The organism is Gracilibacillus suaedae (assembly GCF_017599345.1).
In the GTDB taxonomy this organism is placed as follows: Bacteria; Bacillota; Bacilli; order Bacillales; family Amphibacillaceae; genus Gracilibacillus; species Gracilibacillus suaedae.
In genome coordinates this window covers 228,736-253,636 of sequence record NZ_JAGFVL010000062.1, presented here as the reverse complement: position 1 = coordinate 253,636, position 24,901 = coordinate 228,736, and the positions used below count along the sequence as shown (strand labels likewise).

The window sequence follows — 24,901 nt, the reverse complement described above, 5'->3', positions numbered from 1 at the left end:
TTAACAAAAAAATAAGTAAGAAAATCGTAACAGATTCCATTTGAAAAGTGTGATAAAATGGCTTAAGGAGAAAAAACGCTAGGAATGATAACATGCAGACAATTATCTTTGATGTTGATGACACATTATACGACCAGTTACAGTCTTTTCGTAATGCTGTTTATCAACAATTAAGCACATCTTTCACAGAGTCCGAAATCGGACCTTTATATAAAGCCAGTAGAGAGTATAGTGATGAGGTCTTTGAACAATATATGAGCGGTGAAATCACTGTACTTGAATTACAAACCTACCGCATTACGAAAGCATGTGCAGATTTTGGAATAAAGCTTAGTTATGAGCAAGCGGTTCGGTTTCAAGAAGTTTATTTGGCGGAACAGAGAAACATACAATTATTGGAGCCCATGAGACAACTGTTGGACCAATTGTGCGAGCAAGATAAACAGTTAGCAGTTTTAACCAATGGTGAGCTTAATCACCAGATGATGAAAGTCAAGCAACTGCAACTCACCAACTGGATTCCGGCTGAACATATTTTTGTCTCAGGAGATGTCGGGCACTCGAAACCGAGTATTGAAGTCTTTGAACATATTGAAAGAAAACTACATTTAAATAAACAAAAAACACTGTATATTGGCGATTCATTTGAAAATGACATCTTTGGTGCAAAACGAGTAGGATGGAAAACCGTTTGGATGAACCATCGAAAACGAAAAATACCACAACAGGATATAAAGCCTGATTACATCGTGGAAAGACCAGATGACATTTTAGCGATTGCCAGCGAGTGGAAAAATTAAAAACATGTAAAGTGAGACTATGATCAGGTTGTTAGCTTTCTGTTACCCCTAAACTTTTCCTTGTGTTACTTGAGGTGGGGTATGACAGACGTATAACCCCGTGATAAAATATCGTGAAACATCATGATTGGTGGCTTTCATTTTTGGAGTGAGATTGTTGAATTCAAAAAAAGTATTAGGTATATTGTTTGCCGTCATGTTTTTTGTGATGGTTGGGTTTGGGATTATTATTCCTGTCTTGCCTTTCTATGCAGAAGAACTTGGCGCATCACCATTGGAATTAGGTTTATTAATGGCAACTTATTCTGTCATGCAGTTTTTATTTGCCCCGATGTGGGGGAGAATTTCGGATAGAATTGGGCGAAAGCCTGTATTAATGATTGGAATTGCCGGTTTAGGACTATCCTTTTTCCTACTTGCCTTAGCAACTCAACTATGGATGTTATTTGCTGCCCGTATTATTGGTGGCTTATTATCCGCTGCCAACATGCCGACAGTGACAGCATATGTGGCAGATATAACAAGTGAAGAAGACCGTGGAAAAGGAATGGGAATTATTGGTGCAGCTGTAGGACTTGGTTTCATCTTCGGACCTGCAATCGGAGGAGTGTTTTCCTCTAGTAACTTAGCAACTCCGTTTTTCTTATCAGGGATATCTTCTTTGATTACCTTTCTATTAGTTGCGATAGTGTTAAAAGAATCATTAACGGAAAAAGGCGCTTCCCAGGAGAAAAAGCGTCCATCCTTATTAGAAGCATTCAAATCACCAAATGCGAATCTTTTTATTTTGCAGTGGTTTGTATCCGTATCGCTAGCAGGGCTCGAAGCGACATTTGCCTACTTCGCATATGATCGCGCCGGTCTTGGCACTGTGGAACTTGGCTATATCTTTATGATTATGGGTTTGGCAGGCGCTATTGTCCAGGGCGGATTAGTTGGTCAAATGACGAAAAGGTTGGGCGAAGGAAAGGTTATTCAAATCGGCATCATAGGTTCTGCTGTCGGTTTTACTCTTATTTTGTTTGTAGAGGATTTCCTCACCGCAGCAATATTCCTAACAGTTTTCGGCTTAGGAAATGGATTGATTCGCCCAAGTGTATCTTCCTTATTAACAAAAAAAGCGACATCTGGCTATGGGCAAGTTACTGGCCTATTATCGTCCTTCGATTCTTTAGGGCGAATAGTTGGACCACCACTTGGTGGAATGTTGTATGGCATTGCAATTTTTATGCCATACGTATCTGGAATCATTTTATCCGTTCTTGCTCTAGGCATTTATTATCTATATACCAGTCGTACAAATGCTCTAGAAGGACATGCATAACAAGAAAAGCTAATTCAACGAGATAAACGAATCACGATGAGCTTACGAGCCGATGCCGATGATAACTTTTATCTAAAGGGATAAAGGACGATTCGTGAAGTCGCCTAGTTGCTAGGCACTTCATGGATTCGGCTCATCACACTCATCTTCATCAACACGTCAAATTTTATCAATTCCTTTATCATGTAAAGCATGTTATCTGAAAAGATAGCATGTTTTTGTTTATTCAACTTTATCCCGATTAAGTGTATAATGAGGATAATACAGAAGGAGGGATTCAAATGTCTATCCCGAAACCTCTTGTCCAAATGAATCAAGCATTTATACTGATCACTGTTCTATTAGGATTATTTATTCACCCAGTCATCTTATTACTACCTTTCTTAATAGGTGTTATCACCCTAATTACCAAAAACAATCCGATAATACGAATAGGGAAAAACTTTTTAAAGAAACCAGCCAGTTCCTATCCACCCGAAGATAAAGGACAACAAATCTTTAATCAGTGGATTGCTACAGTTTGTATTGGTTTGTCGCTAATATTATTCTTCATCTTACAAATCAACTGGCTAGCGTATACATTCAGCATTATGGTTGTAATAGCTTCCGCACTCGCGCTTTTAGGATACTGTATTGGCTGCACCATCCGCTTCCGCTATTTGATGTGGAGACATAGGAGAAAATCAGAGGGATAAGATATCTCAAAGCTTATGATGCACAGCAATTGCTTCTACCTTAAGCAAAGACGAAAACATCCGGACAAATACTTCATACTTATCGTCTTCATCAGACAATTGCTCCTGATAAAGTCTTAGATGCCTAGCAATATCCACTCTTGCTCTACCATCAAATTCGTAAAATAAACCGATAGGAAAATATAAAGAATCGCAATAAGGTAACAAAGTAGCAACAACGATGGAGCCTTGCTTTGGAGCTGGAATCGTAGGTACTGGAAGGAAAATTTCTACTGTTTTTTCTGTCTCAATATTGACAGCAACGAAGGCATTTGCGCCAAATTTGTTACCTATATAATAATAGGATGGAATAACGTGTTGCCAATGTTCAAACCATGATTTTAACACTGGAAATCTTTCGAAGTAACTATTATTTTCATTCACAAAATCTTGGAAACAATTAAAGGAAGGGTTTAATTTCACTTCGTAAGCGAGGCGCCACCAGAACAGGTTTTCTACAATCGGTTCCTGTTTATTTGGAGGAGCAAAACAGTCATCGGCAAATTCTTCAAAGGCGGGTAGGAGGTCTCCTAAGTATTGTTGATACGTATACTGAACAAATTTTAAATAAACGTTTGTCAGTAATTCTCCCCGAAGGTCTTCGGACATTGTTTTATCATGCCGGAATTTAACAGATCTTGCCCTCTTTTTAGAAAATTGAGACTGGTTTTGCTTATTGTTCTGAGTCATCACATCAATCCTCTCTTTTATCATTTTTTTACACAATATATATTATTCGATGTTATACTACAAACTCCTGCAAAAAAATATAAAATTTCCAAAAGAGAGGACAATTATCTACCTTCTAAATCACTTCATCCAGTAATCTCAACCGATAACTATTTTTAGCGGTTTGCCCTAATTGATCGAGAAGATTATAATTGGCGTAAGCTCCAACAACAGCTCCTAAGCCTGGGACCATTTGCAACAGTTTAATGAGATCGATGTAATCACGGTATTCTTGCTGAAAGATACGCCAGTCCATATCTGTTAATCGATCTTTCTCTTCCTCCCAATGCTTAATGAGATGATACACCTCTCTCCTTTTATCATCATTGGAAAAAGCAAGTTGAAAGACATGTAAAATAAACAACCTTTCCTCATAATTCGATGTATCAAGGCCATAAATAGTTGCTACTTCAAATAAAAATTTCATCTTAATCGATAATAACAACGGGAAATCAGCCAAACCTAAAAAAATACCACCAGCTCCAGTCCCGGCACCTTCAATCATAGCGGTTTTGCGGTAGCTCTCTAGTTTCTGCTGAATTAATTTTTCCTTATCCTCTAACAATGGCCCAACATCCGGGTTCTTCCTTGTGGTAAAATCAGAACCAACTAATGTTGTTTGCACCATGTGTTTAATTGCTTCTGTCATAATTTGATGCGCTTTCTCCGGTATATAACTGTTGATTTTATTTTGGGCTTTTTTCGATAATTGTTGAAAGGTACTTTTTTTCTTTAAGATGTTTAGCTCCCAATCAAGCATCTCTTGGTATGCTTGTTGTTCATATTGATTCATGTCACATCTCTCCATTTTTATTCTTATTCATTCATACGTACAGATGCTCAAAAAGTTTCAAAAAAACTCTTGACCTTCACGTTACGTTATAGCTTAAGCTTTACTTGAAAGGGTGATCAGTATGCACGTAAAAGAAGTAGCTGCTTTAACTGGTGTAAGTGTGCGCACCTTACATCATTATGATGAAATCGGACTATTATCACCTGCTAAATCCGCGGAAAATGGCTATCGGATCTATTCCGATGAAGATCTGACAACCCTTCAACAAATTTTATTTTTTCGAGCATTAGATTTTCCTTTAAAGAAAATCAAAGAGATCATGTCTAGTTCTCATTATAACCGATTAGAAGCACTAGAGATCCAACGAAATATGTTATTGGATAAACAAAAAAATATCACCACTATGCTCGAAACCATTGAAAAAACAATTCAAAATGAGAAAGGAGTTTACCACATGAGTCAAGAGGAAAAGTTTCAAGGCTTTGATTTCAACCATAATCCCTATGAAGAAGAAGCAAGAAAGCGCTGGGGAGATAAAAAGGTAGATGAAGCAAATCAACAAGTAAAAAGTATGACGAAGGAACTGCAAAATGAAATGAATCAGATCTACAAAGAATTAGCGGACATCCGCCATCAGGACCCCCATTCAAAAGAAGCACAACAAACTATTAAGAAATGGTATGATTTCTTAAATGACCATTTCACTAGCTATACTCCTGAAGCTTTTGAAGGTTTGGGCTTGATGTATGTTCAAGATGAACGTTTCACCAAAAATATCGATCAATTTGGTAAAGGGCTAGCTCAATTTATGAGTGAAGCAATGAAAGAATTCGCAGATAAGCAAAAATAAGCTAAACATCCAATCAAATCCGATCTAAAAGAGTAAACACTTATTTGGTGTTTACTCTTTTTTACATTCCACAACATGTATTTATTGATAAATATTGGAAAAGATAACCTTAAATCTTACTTATTTGAGGTGTTTGTATATGTCTGATCTACTGATTATCGTTGGCAGAGTGCTTACCATTCTCCCTTTGCTACTCATCGTCACTCTCTTTATGGGAAAAAGGGCCATTGGTGAGCTTCCCGTATTTGATTTTCTTGTAATCATTACGTTAGCCTCTGTTGTTGGTGCAGATATTGCAGATCCAAACATTGATCATTTTCCTACTATCATTGCTGTAATTTTGATTGGCCTTTTACAAAAAATCGTATCCTATGTCAAACTTGCAAACCGACAGGTTGGAAGATTAATAACATTTGAACCAACCATTGTGGTATATGATGGTACATTTCATCAACGAAATTTAAAGGATACCGGTTTTTCCATCGATAACATATTACAAATGCTAAGAGATAAAGGGGTTTTTGATGTCAATGAGGTTGAAATAGCGGTTATCGAGGCAAATGGTTCATTGAGTGTATTAAAAAAACCTGAAAAAAATCCTGTAACTGCTGAAGATTTGCAAATTAATCAACCAATCTCTAAGGTTTCCTACCCAGTTATAGTTGAAGGAATCGTTCACAATAAAGTACTAGAAGCAAGAAACCTTAATGAAGAGTGGCTGCAGGCAGAACTTAGAAACAAAGGCATAACAAATCCAAAAGATGTGTTTTTTGCTTCCATCAACCTCCTAAATGAAATTCAAATTTCGACTTATGAAGATCAATTTAACGAGATGCCTCCCATTCAACATTAAAATCCCCCCTCAAGTAGGAGATTTTTATTTTTTCATCTGTCTACTTAGAAGGGATCATTTCAACGTTTGGTGGGCTTTTTGTTGATGGTTCCAGCAAAGTGGCTTGCATAGGCATTCCTTAATTCTTCTGTACAACTAACGGATGTTCCTCTTGTTCATACATAACTCGATTTTTGCCATTTCGCTTTGCTTTATAAAGTAATTCATCTGCTTGTTGAAAAAAGAGCTCTTTTGAAATATCTGTTGTTAAAGCTTTTAATCCAATACTTATAGTTATATTTCCATTCAATTCTTCATGGTATTGATTAGCAATGTATAAGCGAAGACTTTCAATCGTTTCATATGCTCGTTCTAAGCTTTTATTTGTAAGAAGAATGGCAAACTCCTCCCCACCGTAGCGCGCCACAATATCATCTTCAGTCACCTGATCTGATATTGCATATGCCACTCGCTTCAACACTAAATCACCATTACTATGACCATAAAAATCATTAATCATTTTAAAATTATCAATATCAAGTAAAGCTAATTGTAGTGGCATTCCTTGTGAAATACTTTGTTCATACAAAAAATCCAAATATTCATGGAAAGTTTTATGATTATAAAGACCTGTTAATGCATCAACCTTTGATAATCGCTCCATTATAGCACTTTTTACAATTAATTCCTTTTCTTTTTCTGCTGCTTGCTGCAGAAATTGGAATACTTCATTTCCTCTTTCGATAATGATGAGATAAGCCATGTAGCCAGCCAATAGTACGAAATAATAGGAGAAATACTCATAGAAAGAAATTGCTTCTCTTATGGATGGTACTGCAATTAGAGAGGTTAAAGCGATTAAATTAACCATTAAACTAAAGCGAAGTTTCTTTTTGTCAAAGTAGATTAAAACAACTGCCATCGCTAATAAGAATAGAATTTGTAATCCATTCACATCAGGGTGGCTAACAATGGTTACGAGTGCTACAACTGTTCCAGAAATCGTTAATAATTTTGAACTGTATATTTGTTTTTGATTCATTAAATAATGTGTAGTCCATAAAATACCAACTTGAATAGAGGTAGGAAGGATCATTCTATGTATCATAAAATCACCAACATAATCAGGGTGATAATAAATGGTTACGCATAAGCCAATTAATTGCCCGAAAAAGGCCATTATCACCATTATCCAATAGATATAGAGGATTTTCTTTGTCCACAACTTTTTATTTAAGCGTGTCGGTCTAGTGCCTACCATTCTTTACCCACCTTTTTCATAACCCAGTTAATTCTATTATACACAGATTACTAGGACTATTCACCCATAATTTTCAAATTATTAAGATTCTTTAAAAGAACGTCTAACAATATCTACTAGTTTTCAAGCGAAAGCAACCTCTGACTCAAGACCTAATTAAAACACATCTTTTTCCATTTATCAATATCGACATTACAATCTATTTTCAATTTCACCACTTATGTTTAGTTAAGCTAACTAAAGGTTATTGCCATATAGAAGCTATTAAACTTTAAAGGAGGTTATACTTCATGAATATAATGAGAGCAAAAGAAATAAAAGATGATCCGGTGATGAAAGATGTCGTCCATAACGGTAAATATGTTTATATTGAGGATGTTAATGACGAAACTCAACAAGCTTTAGTGAGATATACCAAAAGTTCAGAAGGACTCTTTGAAGTAGATGTTACTAAATTAGTTGAAGAATGATTTATATGTGTGCTGAAACACAAATAATAGTGTTTCAGCTTTTCATTTTTTATCATATTACAATTTCATTACAAAATATTAAATAATCCTTTATCATGATTAAAACCGATTTTCAGTGGTATGTAATAATTAAGATATTCATAAGATGATTTGTAAGATGAGCTACTGAGGAATTGATATGATTCTAACATATAATCCTCACATCTTGCACATTGGCATTATTGAATATGGTATTATTTTATGCAAGTGGAGCTTAATAAGGAAGCATTTCACAACCAGTATTAACTATCAACTAGCCTAAATAGTTATTGCTCCAAAAAAAATTTAAGGAGGAATTCTGTATGAGGTGTAAAAGTTGCAATGGTGAAGGTTTAATTCGTTGTCCGGAATGTTCAGGCGAAGGAATTGATTATGGTATTCACAAATGCGAAAATTGTGCTGGTGAAGGAGAAATGGCTTGCTCAACATGTCAAGGAAGTGGAAAAATAGGCTTATTTGAAAGACTAAGATCAAAAGCATAGGCATTAATAAAAAAGAATAGCTGAAACAATACCTAATAGAGTGGTACCCATCATCAATATTGGTAATGGATTCACTCTATTATTTTTGATTCATGAGCGCAAGATACGCTTTTATTTATTGGCGATAGTTATGGCAATTTGTCTCTCGAGCCGTCTCTTCAATTCTTGCAAGGCTTCGACCTATTGTTCTACAGTATTCAATTTCTCTTTATACATCGAGAGCATTTCATCACAATACTCGTATTCATCTGGCACAGCTACTTCTTCCCTAAACAACGTCTCTATCTGATCCGTCGTTAAACCGAGTTGCAAATATAGCTTGATTGCTTTGATTCGTGAAACTGCAGATTCGTCAAACTCTCGATAATTGTTATCTAGTCGATATGCTTGAAGTAGCCCCTTCTTTTCATCGTGTCGAATGGATCTACTGCTCACGTTAGTCAATCGGGCTAATTCACTGATCTTCATCCGGAGCAACATCCTTTCCTATCATTTACAAAAAATTATACATCAATTGGATATTTTCTGGAATAGGAAGCAGTGCTAAAATCCAAGATGGGCTTTTCTACCTTAAGTTCACCTTACTTTCCATGTTGGAACTTGTCGAACATCATAATATTTCCCTGGAAATAATGACGAATCACACCCTCTTAAAATAAAGCAGAAATCCCCTGCAGGAGGGTCTTGGAATGTTATCACAACCAATCTTCCTTTACCCAACTTATACTTTTTGATTCCTAGCTATAGAATGTGGGCACATCTATTTATTTACACCTGTCCCTTTTTCATAGAGCTTGATATAGTCACCGCTTACTCCATATACTACGCCACGATTACTCCAACCATATTTTTCATAATAGCCTTCAAGATCTGTTGATAAATAAAGATTTTCATATCCCTTTTTAGCAGTTTCCTTTTGGGCATGTTGTAATAGCTTATATCCAATTTCTTTACCTCTATGTTGTTCATCAACATATAAGCAAGCAAGCCAGGGGCATAAATCTTGACGACTATTCAAATCATTTCTAATTAATGCATAAGTTCCTATGATATTCCCTTCTTCCACAGCCACATAGAACCTTGGAATGTCTGATTTAGTAGTACAAGAATGTATCATCGCATCTTCATAGAACTTGTAGTTATGCTCGTTTCCCCATTGTTTCCAAAATACTTGAAGTGCTTTTTTGAAGAGATTATTTTGTTCTTGCAACTCGATAATTTTCATATTATCCCTCCCAATTAATTCACCTTAAAATCTGATTTTTAATTCACTTTTCTTGAATACCTAATTGATACTTGTTTTTCTCCGGTTTCAGTAGTTGTAGTTCTTTTCTCTCTGTAGACAAATCCTCTCGCTTTATAAAACGGAATAGCTCTGTAATTATCCTCTTGTACTGATACCCATTGTTCCGATACACCTTTTTCTGTTTGCTGCCTGGTCAGTGCAGAAAGTAGTTGTTTTCCGATGCCTTTATACCGATGGCTTTCATCTATATAAAGCACAAACACTTCTCCTGTGTCTGGTTTGGTTATACCACCGCCGATAACACCAACAACTTTTGAATTATCTAATGCAATATGAGTATAAGTTCCTTGTGTAATGTCCTGTTTAACACGTTCATGATTATACCAAAATGCGATATTTTTCTTTTGGTATTTCTCGCTTAGCTTTCCCGCTACCGTTTGTTTCCAACCTGTGGAACAGATATTAGCAATAGCTTCTGCATGTTCTTCGCTAGCTTTTTCAATGATGATATTCAAGAGTTTATACCCCCTTCTTTCAATGAACTGTCGCGATGCTAATATACTGTTACACCCAATCAATATAAATATAGTACAGCATGCAACATTTTTTAGAAATTATGAAACTTATTAATCTTATCTATTCTTTAAAATATCATATTCCAAAGTCGTTCTATTATTATTTCATTATCCCAAATGCCTTCAATATTTTATACCTAACAACTAACAAAACCCCTGTCCAATACCTTCTAGCAACAGCAAATTCTTCTGGATAACTCCCCCATTCCCAGGAAATATCCCAAGTACCTTGCTCAGATAATTGGTCTACATAAAAACTTAGGTTCTGCTCTACTAAATCGCTCATATTTTCATAAAGTGGATGATCAGGACTATCTATAAAATCAAGTGGAAGAGGTTTATATCCTGACGCCCAGTCTGACACATTTTTGTCGACAGTCTGCTCAATTAGTGTATTTATTTTGTCCGAGATATCGTTTAATAAAGGCTCATCAGCATGCATTTTGAGAACTTGGAATAATCGCTGGTAATTATTGATCTCATGGCTATCCATTTCATCACTGTTCATCAAATGGTCTATTGCCTTTTCCATCACCGTCCACCCTAACTGTGATGCTTCACTATTGTCTGGTGACCAATGAATGAGGAATCCTGCTAATTCAGCACTCGGGTTAAACATCCAGTTATCCTGAACTCCCTCTTTCCAATGCCACCATGGTGCGTGTGGATGTTGATTATTTTCAGGCAGCACGGAAGTCCACATTCCCGTATTTTCATTATAGGTATCTACTAAATACGTAAGCATAGATTGTACATTTTTTTCATTTGCGCTTGCTTCTATTTCCATTAATATTTGACCTGCTGTCCATGTAGCCATTGGAGATGAATCCGGTGTCCAAAAATCAGGTTCAATGCCATGACCAAATCCACCGTCTTTATTTTGAAAAGCAGATAAATAATGAATAACCTTATCTTTGGTTGCTCCTTCAAAAAGGTAGCTCCATCGGGCAGCCTCTAACGGTCTGGCATTTCGTTTGATCCAGGCACTCGACTTGTCGAATGATTCTTTTGATATTTTCATCTATAAAACCTCCTATTTTACAGATTAGGTAAGTCAACATTAAGAACTTTAACTAGATATAAGATATTAAATCTTTTATATTTTTCAATTGATATATATTTTCTTTGTTATCATTAGAACGAATACCTATTCCAAATCCTTTTATCCCGATATTAATAGCTAAATTGACATCATCGGCTGAATCCCCAATCATAAAAGAATCATCTAAATTAATTTCCGGGTATTTTTGAATTGCCTGCTCTATCATTCCAGTATTTGGTTTAATACAATGGCAACCCTCTCTTTTACCATGTGGGCAATAGAAAATATCAAATATTTCTATATTTTGATGTTTTAATTCGTTTATCATTTGATTGGTTATATTGTGATACTGGTCAATTGTAATATACCCTTCATGGATAATGTATTGATTGGTAATAATAATTATTTGGTAACCCTTTCTCAAAACTTCTTTTAGAGTATCTATCGCTCCCTCGATAAAAACTGGGTTCTTAATTTTAGTCCATTCATTGTCCGGATAATCCTCAATGATAGTGCCATCTCTGTCAAAAAAAGCTACTTTCACCTCCGTCTCCTCCCTGATCAAATAAAATTTTAATCGATGGACAAAGAACTCTAGTACCTGTTTATAGAGTAAAATAGGATTCGTTTTTATTTATGATAATCTCCAGGCCGGAATTAAAGAATGGAATTGAAAGAAACAACTCATAATGACGTGGATAACAGAATATAAAGCTAATATAGTTACATATGTAAGAAGCCAAGTAAGAAATGGTTGATTTAAGAATAGATATAGTAACAGCATACCTACTGGAAATGGCATGAGCACAATTAACCATATAGGTGCGCCTAAAGCTTCGGTAAGTGCACCTAGCGAAACTACTGAAAAACCGATGATAAAGGCTTGCCAAATAGCTATATCGCTATTAAGTAACTGACTGCCTAAAAAATAGGATAAAGCGGTTAGAGCAACCGATAAAACAAAACTTAGCAAATAATTCACTTTGCCTCTTCCCTTCCATTTCGGACTAGAATAATTTATTTGTATTTTACCATAAAAAACCAAAAGCAGGGGTGAACTATTAAAAAATAAAATTGAAGACCGGAGAAAGGACGATGAAATATGTCGTATATTTATTATCAACTTTTTTTGATTTTACTGGAAACTTCGACTCTTTTATTATCAACTTTTTGATTTTACTGGCAACTTTCCAAATGCAAAAAAATATGGCATTAAAATACCCTTCAGCCATTAAACTAAAGGGTGTTTTTTGTTAATATGATCTTCTTTTTCGGTTTACAAGAATGGTGCTAAGTCCTATTAAGATGAAGCTAATACCTAATACCAGCCAGTTAAATTGGTTTGTTGCTGTATCTGGTAATTTCTCTCCTTCCGGGTCAGTGTCCACAACTTCAAATACACCATAAATACTGAAATGATCTACGCTAGCTGTTACTTCTCCTGTTTCGGCATTATAACTGGTGACTTCTACTTCTTCTTGCTTCACACCAGCTTGATCAATATAGAATACCTTGAGATCCTCCCAATTTGTTACCTTAGATGGGTCTACAGTGAAGGTTAGTGGTACCGGATGATCAAAATTAATTTCCTTGCCATCTCCAATTAGGCTGAAGTCGACCAGTTCACTTAAACTATCAGAATGCTGACCTTTTATTTTTTTTGATACTTCTGCAAATTCAAATTTAATATCTCCTCTTCCTTTTAAAATCACTACTGGAAGTCTTACTTTTACACCATTAAAAGTTAATTCGATTTCCGCATCATCATTTAGTTGCTCAATTAATTCCTGTGCTATCTTAATCGCTCGTTGATCACTATTTACTGCATAAACATCTTCTGATACTTTTTCTAAATCCTTCTTATCAGATTCTACTGCGTCATCTGAATCAGGCTTTGGTTTTGGTTTTTGATCAGCTTCTTCTTCAGGATCTGGTTCCTGATAATCTCCAACTCGATTCAAGTTAAAATCATCCAACGTCCCCCACGCTTCAGCACTAGCTTTAATACTAGCTCCAATTGTGATAGAACCATCAGTAATAAGAATTTCATCAATTTCTGACTGAACCCAGTTTACCCAACCATCTACATGCGTTTCTGTCTGATATTGTTGACCTGAGGTAACCGCATATAGCTTCATATCAGATTCCCCAGCATCCCCACCTTGGATAAACATTGATAAGTGATAATATCCAGGCTCCAGATCAGTAATTGTTTGTGATACTTCAAAATCTACTGGAGTATCTGACCAGAAATCAAGTGAATAATCACCTGTTCTTGAGTTTGAGCGATTCTCTTTTACAGATGCATGAGGTTCTACGCCTTCAGGAAAATGAATTTCCCACATACTAGTGTCACTTTCCTCAAAACTCGGATTAGATACAAAGTTTTTAGGTTCAATAATAAGGTGTGCTTGCACAGTATATTCGCCATCGATCTTGCCATCGATAGTATAGGTGCCTTCACCGCTTGTGACAGCTTGATCTATTTGCTCCTGATTCCAGGTAACAGCTACAGACTCCTCGCTTCCATCATTGTAAATAGCTGTAACCGTATCAGGCAGTTGCACTTCTTCTCCTAAAGCTACCGTTACCGATACATCATTTACCTGATCGATTTGTAATGGCGCTACAGAACCTGTATCTACATAGTTAAATACGTTTAGCGATGGTAATGGATGTCCATAAAAATCAAATAATGCTTGATTGTCTACTGCACTCCCACCATACCATTCACCAGCATCTTCTGGATCATATTCCGCCGCATAACTGGTTGCCCAGCCAGAACCATATTTTTCCCATAGTTCCACATTGTGTTCCCAGTCAATATTATCCGGGTCACCTACTGGAATCCATGCCGGCTCCCAATAAAACACTCCAATCCCTGCATCTCCGACATTTGCTACCGCTTCAAATACATCTCGTACGGCTGTAGCTTGCCCTTGTACAGATACTGGGTAATTAATTGTCTGTCCTGCATCTTGCGGAGCTGTGTTACTATGACCATCCCCATCTTCCCTTGTATACGTGTAGGACGTTTCCGCAACCATAACCTGTTTATCATAATTCTCCGCAACATTCGTCAGTTCAGCCGTTAGATTTTCCAATGTACCATGCCAGAAAGGATAATAAGAGCTTGCAAAGACGTCATAATCTACCTCATGATCTTCTAGAATTGAAGCAAGATTATCATATCTACCAGCTGATTCTGGATTGGTAAAATGTAATGCTACTAGAATCTCTGGGTTAATGTCACGTACCGCCTTACTTCCTTCGTTAAAAAGTTGAGTAATATTACCCCAATCATGTTCTCCAGCCATGGCATTATTTGTTTCATTGCCAATTTGCACCATCCCGATATCTACACCAGCATCTATCATTTCTTGCAGACTATCTTTTGTATAGTTATATAGTTCGGTTTTCTTCGCTTCTATATTTAAGTCTTCCCACGCTTTTGGTGCTTGCTGTTTAGCTGGATCTGCCCAAAAATCAGAATAATGAAAGTCTACTAACAGCTTCATACCATTTTCTGTCGCCCTTTTGCCTATTTCAATCGCCTTGTCTACATCATTGTTCCCTCCACCATAGCCGTTACCTTCAGTGTCATAAGGGTCATTCCATACACGAACACGCACATAATTGACACCCGCTTCGGAAAGCGTTGTAAATATATCCTGCTCCTCTCCTGCTTCATTATAGAATCTGACCCCACTATCTTCTAAAGCGAGGATACTAGAGACATCAACACCTTTGATAAAGTCTTCATTCAAGCCATCGACTCTCTCCACAAATATATCTGCTTCTACTGGTTCAGGAGCTTTCTCATCACTTTCTTCTAAGGATACTAAACGAAAGCTATCTAAATATCCCCAGGCAGATGGTTGTCCGGTTATAGTAGCCCCTACCTGTAATTCTGTATCATCCTCTTCGACCTCAACATATAAAGTGTGTTCCTCCCAATTGTCCCAACCAGTAGTGGAAACAGCTTCGGAGGTATGATCACCAACAAATAATTCTACTACTCCCGTCTCTCCATCAGTTCCACCCATGGATTGGACAGACAGTGCATAATTGCCTGCAGGAAGATTCGAAATGGTTTGCGTTATCGTGAAAGACTGCTCCCCACTTCCCGCCTCATCTATCCAATAATTAAACGAATGATTTCCTTCATATGCTTCTGTATGAGCGGAATCTACCGAGACTAAATCCCAGTCTATCTCCTCAATCGCCCAAGATTCATTGTCAAACAAATCGCTTTCAAAGCCGCCGTTTGTTAATAGATTTCCCTGTGATGCTGCTTGCGTACTTGTATTTCCACCGATCGGAAGTGTACTGACGATCAGCAGCAAAGCTAAACATAACATTCCTGCTTTTTTAAACAAATGCATTTCCTCCTTCTTTACAAACTTCACACCTTAAATTATAAAGCGATTTCATAAGGATTTATATTTAAAATTATTCTTATAAACTTTCAGAAAATGAAATTTATTAGAGTATCAAGAGAAAGGAAAAAGTGATATAGTGATGTATGAGAAGAATGGATGTAAGGGAGATAAAGAAATGAACAAAAAAGACATCGCTAATATTCGTAAACAGTTCAAAATAGATAATGACTTAATGAAAATTTATGAGATTTTTAATGTTTATATTATGAAAGAATCGAGTGATATCTATCATTCACAAAGTCAGTTTTTTGATATGCTCGATGAAGACGAAAAAGAGTTATTTATGACCAACTTTAAAAAAGTATTAACTGGCCAATTAGATGAAAAGCTCTTTGAATTGAAATTCCAATCCGATGTTGATAATCCAACACAACTTATCCTACATAAAGGATTGCTAACCGCAGAAAGTGAAGACTGGAAGAATCAAATGTTACAAATAGTCGAAAAAATGCTGCAGGATAGACAATATGAGATGGACATAGTCGTCACCTTTATTCGCGGTGAATATTTGAAGCCGATGAAACGTAGTAACGAAGAAACAGAAGAAAGCGATCGTGACTCCGTATATTCTCATTCCTTTATTCTTTGTAGTATCAATAAAACGCAAGATCCAAAGAAAGAATTACATTTTGATTATGTAGAAAAGGAGTTTAAATACAATGTCGTGGTAGATCCCGTGATTAATTTAAACGCACCGATCGGAGGGTTTTTATTCCCTTGTTTTACCGATAATGCGGCAGACGTGAACCATGTACTTTATGTGGCAGGTAAGGCAAATGAACCGGATGAGCTATTTGTAGAAGACGTCTTAAATGCGGAAGAAACGATGACAGCAAAAGAAGATAAAATTGTTTTTGAAGAGGTTGTTCGCGATGCTGTCGGTCATCAAATTAATACATCCACCCTCGCAAACGTATATGAAGAAATTCATCGTATGACAGAAGATAATGAGGAAGAAGAAACACCAACATTAGATTATAAAGATGTAGAGCAAGTATTAAAGTCCAGTGGTGTGGAAGATGTAGACACAGAAAAAATGGAAGCTGCTTTTAAAAACGTCATCGATGATTCGAGCTATGAGTTAAAAGCTCGTAATATTGTACCAAAATATTCATCTAAATCGATTAAAATTAATACTAAAGTAGCTAATATTGCCGTCAGCCCCGAGGAGTTGCGTCACGTTAGACAGGTAACATTAGACGGTAGACGTTACCTGATGATTGAAGTAGAAGAAGATACCGTGATTGATGGATTTACTATGATTCCGGAGGCTTTTAAATAAGACCCAAATGTTATAAACAACAAATCTCTGTCGCGTACGGTTTGATTTGTTGTTTATTGACAAATCTTTGGTGTGAGCGCCGAGATTTGTTCATTATCTTGGTTTTTTTGACAAATCTTTAGTGAGGCTGATGAGTTTTGTCTATTATCTTCGTTTTTATGACAAATCTTTAGTCTGGCTGCTTAGATTTGTTCATTATATTCATTTTTATGACAAATCTTTTTGCTGGTGACTAAGATTTGTCTATTATAACCTTACCCCGAACACGCTCATCATGAACAAAGGGTATTTCCGGACTTGTTAAGTCTCCTAACCCTATTTTCATTCCAAACTTTCCGTGAAAATCTGTTCCACCTGTCATAATAAGTTTATATTGATCAGCTAGTTCTTTTACTCGCTGATGGTCTGCTTCTGTATGATCAGGATGTGCTAATTCAATCCCCCCTAATCCTACTTCGACTAGCTCGGGGATAAGTTCATAAGAATTTAATTGACCTGGATGTGCAACGACTGCGATACCACCATCTAAGAGAATTGCCTTTACCGCATCAAAAACATCGACGTATGCTATGTCTCTGTTGGCTACAGCTTTTCCTTTAAAAAGTGACCGGTATTCTTGTCGATAATTATCTGAAGTGTATGGTTCATTGGTGACATAGTGCATAATATGTTGTTTATAGATCGTTTGTGATGGTTTCGCTGTCTCTAAAATTCTATCTGGATCAAGTTGATAACCTAGTGAACGAATTTGCTCTATTTGCCAAAGTGAATTTTCTTGTCTACGTTGTAGTAATGGGGTACATAACGCTGTAATATGTGGGGCATCAGTACGGTAATGATAACCTAACACATGGACTTTTCTGTCGCGCTTCATATCATAAGCAGAGATTTCAACCCCTGGAAACACATCAACACCATATAAATCTCCCATTTTCTTCACTTCTGGCCATCCCGTAACTGTATCATGATCTACGATACTCATATGTGTGACATTTGCTTTTACCGCTTGCTTCATCAATTCTTCCACAGAATCTGAACCGTCGGAATAGTGACTATGCACATGTAAATCAGCCTTCATGTGTTACACCTTCTAACGATACTGACATTTCATTGGTTTTCATATCAAAGACTTTGTCACATAAGCCTTCCATAAATTCAATATCATGAAAGATCCCGACTAATGTTGTACCTTGTTCCTTAAGCTTTTCAATTATTTCCCGTACTTTCCATTTTGATTGCTGATCTAAGCTTGCCGTTGGTTCATCAAGTAGTAGCAACCTTGGCTTTTTCACAGTAGCCATCGCAATATTCAGTCGTAACTTCTCACCGCCTGAAAATGTATTTGGATAACTATTCCACAATGACGAATCCATTTCAAAATGAGTTAGCGCTTTTTCCGCTTCTATTCGCGCAGTCTCTCTTGTTTCACCCATTTCCAATAATGCATTTTGGACAAGCTCCCGGCAGGTTGTTCTTGGCATAACATTTAAAAACTGTGATACATAACCAATTTCATTTTTGCGTAAGAAAATTATTTCACGCTCTGATGCTTGTATTAAATCGATGTTGCCAAATTGGTTCGAGTCATACATTATCTGACCTGCATCCGGCAGATAAGTACGATAAATACTTTTTAAAATAGTAGATTTACCGCTCCCGCTCTTCCCCATAATCCCCAGAAACTCACCAGCATTAATAGAAAATTGAATCTCGTCAACCGCAGGAATAGTTTTATTTAAGTGATGAATGGTAAAAGCTTTACCTAGCCCATTTACTTCTAAAATAGACATTGTTATACCTCCTTCTCATTCATCCGATAGTTCATCGTTGTCATTAACTCACCATTTACCATTGTATAAGTAAGCGTTGGATAGCCATCAGCCAAACGATCTATTACGAGCAAATCTGCTTTTTTACCCGGCTTAATCGAGCCGATCTCGTGATCCATATGGACAGATCGAGCGGGATTCAACGTCACCATCTTAAACATCTTGTGTAAATTCTCGCCTTTGTCATGCAATTGAAAAATAGCATGAAGTAATGCTGCGGGATAATAATCACTACACAAAATATCAGCATAACCATGTTCAATCGCTTCTACGGCAGATAAATTACCCGAATGAGAACCGCCCATCAAAACGTTTGGCGCGCCAACAATCGTATCAAGGCCATGTTGCTTGGCTTCTCGTGCTACATCAAGTGTAATCGGAAATTCACTTATCGTTGTGCCGTACGATTTAACTAACTCCAGCTTTTGGACATTATCATCATCATGAGAAGCAACCGCAATCCCTTTAGACTGTGCTAACGCCGCTACTTCTGTTATCTTTTCCATCGTTAATAATTCGGTGCTTTTTCTTTCAGCAATCAAAACACTTACTTCTTCGTCTGATAGATTTCGGTGTACTTTAATATTATTCCGGTATATCTCTAAATTGCGATATTGACCTTGACCAGGTGTATGGTCCATAAAGGATAATAAATGAACTTTACCATCACGGATGTTGTCTACTAGCTGATCAATCCCTTGAATATTATCCAATTCAAACCGAGCATGTAATCGATGACGAATCATGTGCTGTTGGTGATGTGCTTGGTGAATCGTGTCGACCATTCGCTGCATATTTTCAGGATGACGGATGTGTTTGCGGGTAATTTTCCCTTCTTGATAAAAAGAAAGAGAGTGAAACATAGTGGTGATACCATGGCCGATCAAGATCTTCTCTGCTTCTCGCAAACTAAGCTGAAAATCCATCATACTAGAAGGTCTCGGAGCTACTACTGTCTCGATATAATCAGAGTGAATATCAATAAATCCTGGTGAAATATAACCACCATTCGCGTTGATTAAATATGCATTTTTATAATTACTCACTTCTGCTTCAGGAATGATTGCATCAATAACATCATCTATCACTACCACGGCATGATTTTCTAATATAGAATCCTCTGTAATTACCTTCCCATTATGAATAATGTACAATGTTATCAGCCTCCTATAATAATGAGTAAACAAGCTGCTGCGTATACTCGTGTTGTGGATCTTCCAAAATTTGATCCGTTAACCCATTCTCAATAATTTCCCCATTCAACATGACAATAGAACGATCGGCTAACATCCGAATTACAGCAAGATCATGGGAAACGACAACCATACTGATTTGCAGTTCTCGTTGAATTTGTTTAATCAAATCTAAAACACTCGCTTGAACAGATAAATCCAAGCCTGTAGTAACTTCATCTAAAAACAAAATTGGTGGATTATTTGAAAGTGCCTTTGCAATTTGCACGCGCTGTTGCATCCCACCCGAAAAATTTTGTGGTTCTTCTTTCCTTCTTCTTAACGGAATATGGACATTTTTCAGTAATTCTTCTCCTCGCTTTTCCATGCTACCAACATGACGATTTCCCGCTGCAATCATTTTTTCAGCAATATTTCCAATTGATGAGAAATTCATTTTTAACCCGTGTACAGGATTTTGATATACCATGCCATAAACATTATTACGAATATATCGTTTTTGTTGAGATGAAAGAGTTAATACGTTGTGACCTGCTAATCCTGGTTGATTAATATACACTTCTCCAGCAGTCATATCACCATCAAAATAAAGGCCCTGAAGCATAGTTGATTTGCCACTACCGCTCTCACCAACAATTCCGAGTACTTCCCCTGGATACAAGTCAAAGGAGACGTCTCGAACAGCATGTACGGTACCACAAGACGTGCAATAATTCTTCTCTAGATAAACACTCTCTTTATCAAGGCAATGAGGGCAGCCTGCTCCAAATTGCTTTTGCAAATGTCTCACTTGTACTATCGGCGTTTCAGACATAACTGTTCTCCACCTCTTCCTTCTCTTTCTTATTCAACTGCTCGATACAGAAGCTGGTATCATTACATTGATAGCTTCTCTCACCTGTATCAGGATCAATGATTTCATCAAGAAATACATCAGTTGATCCACAAAGCTTACATGACTTTCCTTCGAATGATTCAACAGCAAAAGGATAGTCGTCAAATGCCATTGACTTGACATCTGTATAAGGAGGCACAGCAAATATTTTCTTCTCTCTACCCGCACCTAGTAAAATAAGCGCCTTGGATTGATGCATTTTGGGGTTATCAAACCTCGGAATCGGACTTGGCGTCATCACGTATCTACCATTAACGTATACTGGGTGTTCAGCACCAGTAGACATTCGGCCATATTTCATAATTTGTTCAAACAAAAGCAACCATGCACCACTATAATCATCCTCCGCATGCATTCTTTTCGTCAGATACTCTCTCGCCTCTACTTTTCGAAGCGGCTCTGGGTTCGGGACTTGTAAAATGAGAATTTGATCTTCTCTTAATTCCTTTTCAGGGATTCGGTGCCTGGATTGAATGATATTAGCTGCTGCTGTGTCTTCCGTTATGGAAACACCTGTCGTGTGCTGAACCAATTTTTTGATACTAACAGCATTGACAGATTCGTCTGCACCTTGGTCTATCACCTTTAATACATCACTTCTCCCGATTAAAGAAAGTGTCAGTTGCAAACCACCTGTTCCCCAGCCTCTTGCTATCGGCATTTCTCTTGATGCAAAAGGAACCTGGTAACCAGGAATCGCCACCGCTTTTAAGGCAGTCCTTCTTATTTCCTTCTTCGACCCTTCATCAAAAAAAGCAAAATGCGGTTTAGTCATCATTTGTTGTTCCTCCCTTCTTCACTTGCCTCACACTATCCAATTTCGATTGGAACGTAACGTAATGTGGCAACTTCAAGTGAGAAATAAAGCCAGTCGACTCAACCGAATCGATATGTAGTAACACAAACTCTTCATCATGAGTCGGGAATTCACCATGGGAATTTTCTAAACATTGATCCAGTATACTCATTGCAATTGCCTTTGTTTCATTCTGTCCAAAGCTGATGCCATAGCCTATTTCAAATTCAAGCTCTTCTTTTTGGTTTTGTTTCTTCACATTTACCGGCACCAATGATTCCACTTCTGTTATTTTCACGTCTCCAATATAAAATAAATCGTCGGGATCACTCTCTTCTTCATAGGGATGTTTGACATGAATTGGTACATCACCCATTCTTACTTCTCCAATCGTCGGGTGCACCTGCCCATAGCCACGAAGAGATGCATATCCTAATGAAGTAACAGCACCAGTCTGACCTCTCGTTAAAGCTTGCAATCTCTCACTACGTCCAGTTGGAAACTGAATACTTTCCTTCGTAATATCTTTAGGAGGCGTATCATCCAAGTCATATGTTTCAAATAAGCCTTCTTCGCGAAGATAATCAACTACTTTCGGAAAGAATTGAAGCTCCTTATCTGCATCATGCTCATTCATTTGTTCTTGAAATTGGCGCAACCAAGCTTGATGGTCTTCTTTCTTTTCAGTTACTAAATTAAAATCCAGCAACCGATGTGTATAGTCATTGGTAGATCCTAACAGTTGACCCCCAGGGATATCCTTGAAGCTGGCGGAAATTCTTCTCTCAACGAACATATCCTCAGTATCAACTGTTTCACTGTAGTAATGACGTGGTAAGGTAGAACGATGAGCGCGCAGTAAGAAAACCGCTTCTTCCATGCTTCCTCCTGCTTGCTTAATAGCAAGAGCTGCTAAAAATGGTGCATATAAGCTTGCTTCAGACATTACCTGATCCACTAATGGACGCATCGTAGCAAGAACGGTCTTGATTTCTACTATTTCTTCTCCTTTTATCCGATCATATTTCAATCTGGCTAAAGACGCTTCAATTGCCTCGGTTCCACCTTTTACTGCAACATATCCCATTAGACCACCTCCGTTATCATTACAGATGTTGTTCGCGGAATACAGGCTACTTGGCTTGAGAAATCTGCTAATATGACATCGATACCCAACGGATACTCTTTTACTTTCTCATTTCTTTTTTGCCAAAATGATGGACTGAGCCCTGTCTGCAGTTGCTGAACACCATTGATGCCTGGACCGCTCAAAGAAAGACCAGCGCTATTAGACAAAAGATCACTTTCCAGTATCCATGTTGCGGATAGTTGCGGATCACGAAGATTGCCAACCTTACATTCTATGAAAGCTTGCTCTATTTGGTATTCGGGTGCATCCTGTAGCATCAAAATAAAATCTGCTTGGTCAACCGTATCTGTTTTTGACATTGTGTAAGATGAGATAATTTCTGTTAACCTTTCCTTTTTTACTTCATTTGCTATAACATGAAAGGTTACTTCTGCATCTAAAAACGTTAATGCTGATAAAAAGAAAGCATGATTACATGGGAATTCTTCTTTCAGCTTTTTGGTAATGCTATTCAACTTGGAGATGTTTCCTGGTCTAGACATACTGTGAAGAATGTTGCGGTAAACTTGCTGCAAATCATGAATTTGATCGATCATCATTCCTATCACCTCAGGCCATATATATTAAACTTCCATCGTTTCGAAATTTACTTTCGTCTTTAAAATTTCTGCTTGTTGTTTCACTTTTTGCTGGTAAATTTGTTTGGCCACTTCTTCCAACTTCTCTTGCCATTCAACAGTTTCTGGTAATTCTGCCCGATAGGCTGCATCAATGATGGCTAAATGCTTAGCAAGTTCTTCTTCCATTCCAATCACAATTCCTATCCCGATCGATTGATGAACCTCAACCTTTGCTTCTGTTACTAATACCTCTCCAAGATAAAACAGAGACTTTTTTGCTGTTTCTCTCAATTTGATCATGGTTAAACCGTAGTGAGGTTCTTCGATTTCATGATATTCATAGTCTTGCATAACAATCTCTGCTAATTCTTTGGCTAGTACACCGCCATCTTGGATTAATATTTCTGTTCGCTGTTTTCGCTTCATTTGTCTTATACCTCCTTACACCTTCAGCATATCTTGTTGCCAAGTTGCTGTCTTGTTAAGATTTTGTAAATCGGTCAATTATCCCAGCTAATATTGTATTTAAATTTATTACTGCGATATAAAACCTTTGTATGCTCTAATACCTTGTCAGAGGAGGCATCTAAACAATTGCTCTCCACCATAATCAATGGTTCCATACTTTGGCATGCCAGTAATTGTTGTTCTTTAAGTGTGGGAAAAGTAACACTAAGCAAGCTATATCCATTGATCAATTCCATATATCCTCGTTCTCTGTAATAGGCAAACATCGATTGAATAGCAGGACCATCCTGTTCAATATTTGGAAACATCTTTTGTCTGATATAAGAATGATGAATAGCAATGGGTTCATCCTGAATTAATCGTAATCTGCTAATCTTATAAACAATATCTTCGGAATCTGCTGATAGGCGATCATAAATTTTCTGATCAAATTCAATTCGTTGACAACCAAGATTTTCTGTAATCAGCTGGTGACCGGACTTTTTCATTTTATCTGTAAAACTAGCCCTCCCATTTAAATTTAATTCGACTCGGAATGACTCATGTTTAACATATCTGCCAACTCCTTGCAGGGAATAAATAAACCCTCGCTCTTCCAGTCTAGCTAACGACTTGCGAACGGTAGCCCTTGGAACTCGATATTGTTCAGCAAGTTCATTCTCAGAAGGAAGCTTCTCGTTCTCATGAAATTTTTCATCGATTATTTTTTTCATCAGATCATCCAATATTTTTGATTCGATATCTACTGACAATTGTATATTCCTCCCCTTATAGAAGTGATTTTTATCTTACATTTCATGATAACTGAGTACCATAAAAGAAATGTTAAGTTTTGCAAAAAAAATAATTTTCATTGGTTAGTTATTATCACCTATCTTATCAACAGCATGATTTCTTAAAAAGAAAAAAGAGCAAAAATCGCTCGACAAAGTGGATCTTCAGGACAAACGAATCCCACAGGACTGGAAGTGGGCGGCCTTCGCTAGGTGGTGCTCTACAACATAAATGAGAGCTAGAAATTTGAATTATTATCCTATTAAAGCGCTAAAATATGTCATGGAAATCTCTGAAAAAATTGTGATATCAATTGTTATATACTTTTTAGCTTT

Annotated in this window: 26 protein-coding genes and 1 pseudogene; 8 read left to right on the top strand and 19 right to left on the bottom strand. The window is 37.1% G+C overall.

What is annotated here, in order from left to right:
* Positions 1-92: 92 nt before the first annotated feature.
* The 3 genes from J5J03_RS19745 to J5J03_RS19735 all read left to right on the top strand — a co-directional run bounded on the left by J5J03_RS19745 (position 93) and on the right by J5J03_RS19735 (position 2,819).
* Positions 93-800: an HAD family hydrolase gene (locus J5J03_RS19745; protein ID WP_208592085.1), complete on the top strand. Its 708-nt coding sequence runs from the start codon at positions 93-95 to the stop codon at positions 798-800.
* Between the two features lie 157 nt (positions 801-957).
* Entirely contained in the window at positions 958-2,124 is a 1,167-nt protein-coding gene (locus J5J03_RS19740; RefSeq protein ID WP_208592084.1) for an MFS transporter, read from the top strand.
* Positions 2,125-2,405: 281 nt separating this feature from the next.
* On the top strand, positions 2,406-2,819 hold the full coding sequence (locus J5J03_RS19735; RefSeq protein WP_208592083.1) for a DUF4395 domain-containing protein: 414 nt from the start codon (positions 2,406-2,408) through the stop codon (positions 2,817-2,819).
* Between the two features lie 6 nt (positions 2,820-2,825).
* On the opposite strand, the gene J5J03_RS19730 is transcribed toward J5J03_RS19735, so the two are convergent.
* Together J5J03_RS19730 and J5J03_RS19725 are read right to left on the bottom strand one after the other, a co-directional pair.
* Positions 2,826-3,548 carry a hypothetical protein gene (locus J5J03_RS19730; protein WP_208592082.1) on the bottom strand — a complete coding sequence of 241 codons (723 nt, stop codon included), beginning with the start codon at positions 3,546-3,548 and terminating at the stop codon, positions 2,826-2,828.
* 115 nt (positions 3,549-3,663) lie between these two features.
* Entirely contained in the window at positions 3,664-4,380 is a 717-nt protein-coding gene (locus tag J5J03_RS19725; RefSeq protein WP_208592081.1) for an EcsC family protein, read from the bottom strand.
* A gap of 121 nt (positions 4,381-4,501) precedes the next feature.
* Here J5J03_RS19725 and J5J03_RS19720 point away from each other — a divergent pair, with 121 nt between their 5' ends.
* Entirely contained in the window at positions 4,502-5,230 is a 729-nt protein-coding gene (locus tag J5J03_RS19720; RefSeq protein WP_208592080.1) for a MerR family transcriptional regulator, read from the top strand.
* A 139-nt stretch (positions 5,231-5,369) separates the two neighbouring features.
* Positions 5,370-6,083 (top strand): DUF421 domain-containing protein, encoded by a 714-nt coding sequence (locus tag J5J03_RS19715; RefSeq protein WP_208592079.1) that lies wholly within the window; start codon positions 5,370-5,372, stop codon positions 6,081-6,083.
* 118 nt (positions 6,084-6,201) lie between these two features.
* On the opposite strand, the gene J5J03_RS19710 is transcribed toward J5J03_RS19715, so the two are convergent.
* Positions 6,202-7,323, bottom strand: coding sequence for a GGDEF domain-containing protein (locus J5J03_RS19710; protein WP_208592078.1), 1,122 nt, complete (start codon positions 7,321-7,323; stop codon positions 6,202-6,204).
* A 290-nt stretch (positions 7,324-7,613) separates the two neighbouring features.
* Between J5J03_RS19710 and J5J03_RS19705 the strand changes: the two genes are divergently transcribed.
* Positions 7,614-7,793: a small, acid-soluble spore protein, H family gene (locus J5J03_RS19705; RefSeq protein ID WP_208592077.1), complete on the top strand. Its 180-nt coding sequence runs from the start codon at positions 7,614-7,616 to the stop codon at positions 7,791-7,793.
* Between the two features lie 341 nt (positions 7,794-8,134).
* On the top strand, positions 8,135-8,314 hold the full coding sequence (locus J5J03_RS19700) for a DnaJ-like cysteine-rich domain-containing protein (RefSeq protein ID WP_208592076.1): 180 nt from the start codon (positions 8,135-8,137) through the stop codon (positions 8,312-8,314).
* 111 nt (positions 8,315-8,425) lie between these two features.
* Here J5J03_RS19700 and J5J03_RS19695 read toward each other — a convergent pair.
* From J5J03_RS19695 to J5J03_RS19665, 7 genes and pseudogenes are all read right to left on the bottom strand, one after another.
* Positions 8,426-8,782, bottom strand: a pseudogene (locus J5J03_RS19695) (MerR family transcriptional regulator).
* Positions 8,783-9,074: 292 nt separating this feature from the next.
* Entirely contained in the window at positions 9,075-9,539 is a 465-nt protein-coding gene (locus J5J03_RS19690; protein WP_208592074.1) for a GNAT family N-acetyltransferase, read from the bottom strand.
* Positions 9,540-9,577: 38 nt separating this feature from the next.
* Positions 9,578-10,075: a GNAT family N-acetyltransferase gene (locus J5J03_RS19685; protein WP_208592073.1), complete on the bottom strand. Its 498-nt coding sequence runs from the start codon at positions 10,073-10,075 to the stop codon at positions 9,578-9,580.
* Between the two features lie 160 nt (positions 10,076-10,235).
* Positions 10,236-11,156 carry a prenyltransferase/squalene oxidase repeat-containing protein gene (locus J5J03_RS19680; protein ID WP_208592072.1) on the bottom strand — a complete coding sequence of 307 codons (921 nt, stop codon included), beginning with the start codon at positions 11,154-11,156 and terminating at the stop codon, positions 10,236-10,238.
* A gap of 52 nt (positions 11,157-11,208) precedes the next feature.
* Positions 11,209-11,721, bottom strand: coding sequence for an HAD-IIIA family hydrolase (locus J5J03_RS19675; RefSeq protein WP_208592071.1), 513 nt, complete (start codon positions 11,719-11,721; stop codon positions 11,209-11,211).
* 90 nt (positions 11,722-11,811) lie between these two features.
* The gene (locus J5J03_RS19670) at positions 11,812-12,159 is read right to left on the bottom strand and encodes a hypothetical protein (RefSeq protein ID WP_208592070.1); all 348 of its coding nucleotides are present in this window, start codon (positions 12,157-12,159) and stop codon (positions 11,812-11,814) included.
* Positions 12,160-12,430: 271 nt separating this feature from the next.
* Positions 12,431-15,562 carry a glycosyl hydrolase 53 family protein gene (locus tag J5J03_RS19665; protein ID WP_231710846.1) on the bottom strand — a complete coding sequence of 1,044 codons (3,132 nt, stop codon included), beginning with the start codon at positions 15,560-15,562 and terminating at the stop codon, positions 12,431-12,433.
* 172 nt (positions 15,563-15,734) lie between these two features.
* Here J5J03_RS19665 and J5J03_RS19660 point away from each other — a divergent pair, with 172 nt between their 5' ends.
* Positions 15,735-16,901 (top strand): DUF4317 domain-containing protein, encoded by a 1,167-nt coding sequence (locus J5J03_RS19660; RefSeq protein WP_208592068.1) that lies wholly within the window; start codon positions 15,735-15,737, stop codon positions 16,899-16,901.
* Positions 16,902-17,133: 232 nt separating this feature from the next.
* Here the strand turns inward: J5J03_RS19660 and J5J03_RS19655 are convergent, their stop codons facing one another.
* From J5J03_RS19655 to J5J03_RS19615, 9 genes are all read right to left on the bottom strand, one after another.
* Entirely contained in the window at positions 17,134-17,979 is an 846-nt protein-coding gene (locus tag J5J03_RS19655; protein WP_208592067.1) for a PHP domain-containing protein, read from the bottom strand.
* Positions 17,969-18,691, bottom strand: coding sequence for a phosphonate C-P lyase system protein PhnL (gene phnL / locus J5J03_RS19650; RefSeq protein ID WP_208592066.1), 723 nt, complete (start codon positions 18,689-18,691; stop codon positions 17,969-17,971). Before phnL ends, J5J03_RS19655 begins: the two co-directional genes overlap by 11 nt.
* A gap of 2 nt (positions 18,692-18,693) precedes the next feature.
* Positions 18,694-19,884 (bottom strand): phosphonate metabolism protein PhnM, encoded by a 1,191-nt coding sequence (gene phnM / locus J5J03_RS19645; protein ID WP_208592065.1) that lies wholly within the window; start codon positions 19,882-19,884, stop codon positions 18,694-18,696.
* Positions 19,885-19,897: 13 nt separating this feature from the next.
* Complete coding sequence (locus tag J5J03_RS19640; RefSeq protein ID WP_208592064.1) at positions 19,898-20,737, bottom strand: ATP-binding cassette domain-containing protein; 840 nt, start codon at positions 20,735-20,737, stop codon at positions 19,898-19,900.
* The gene (locus J5J03_RS19635) at positions 20,730-21,596 is read right to left on the bottom strand and encodes an alpha-D-ribose 1-methylphosphonate 5-phosphate C-P-lyase PhnJ (RefSeq protein WP_208592063.1); all 867 of its coding nucleotides are present in this window, start codon (positions 21,594-21,596) and stop codon (positions 20,730-20,732) included. Before J5J03_RS19635 ends, J5J03_RS19640 begins: the two co-directional genes overlap by 8 nt.
* The gene (locus J5J03_RS19630; RefSeq protein ID WP_208592062.1) at positions 21,586-22,701 is read right to left on the bottom strand and encodes a carbon-phosphorus lyase complex subunit PhnI; all 1,116 of its coding nucleotides are present in this window, start codon (positions 22,699-22,701) and stop codon (positions 21,586-21,588) included. Before J5J03_RS19630 ends, J5J03_RS19635 begins: the two co-directional genes overlap by 11 nt.
* Complete coding sequence (gene phnH, locus J5J03_RS19625; protein ID WP_231710845.1) at positions 22,701-23,300, bottom strand: phosphonate C-P lyase system protein PhnH; 600 nt, start codon at positions 23,298-23,300, stop codon at positions 22,701-22,703. The genes J5J03_RS19630 and phnH overlap by 1 nt, the downstream gene beginning before the upstream one ends.
* Before the next feature lie 27 nt (positions 23,301-23,327).
* A complete protein-coding gene (phnG, locus tag J5J03_RS19620; RefSeq protein WP_208592060.1) occupies positions 23,328-23,750 on the bottom strand; it encodes a phosphonate C-P lyase system protein PhnG in 423 nt (140 codons plus the stop codon).
* Positions 23,751-23,824: 74 nt separating this feature from the next.
* Positions 23,825-24,544 (bottom strand): GntR family transcriptional regulator, encoded by a 720-nt coding sequence (locus tag J5J03_RS19615; RefSeq protein ID WP_208592059.1) that lies wholly within the window; start codon positions 24,542-24,544, stop codon positions 23,825-23,827.
* Positions 24,545-24,901 lie beyond the last annotated feature (357 nt).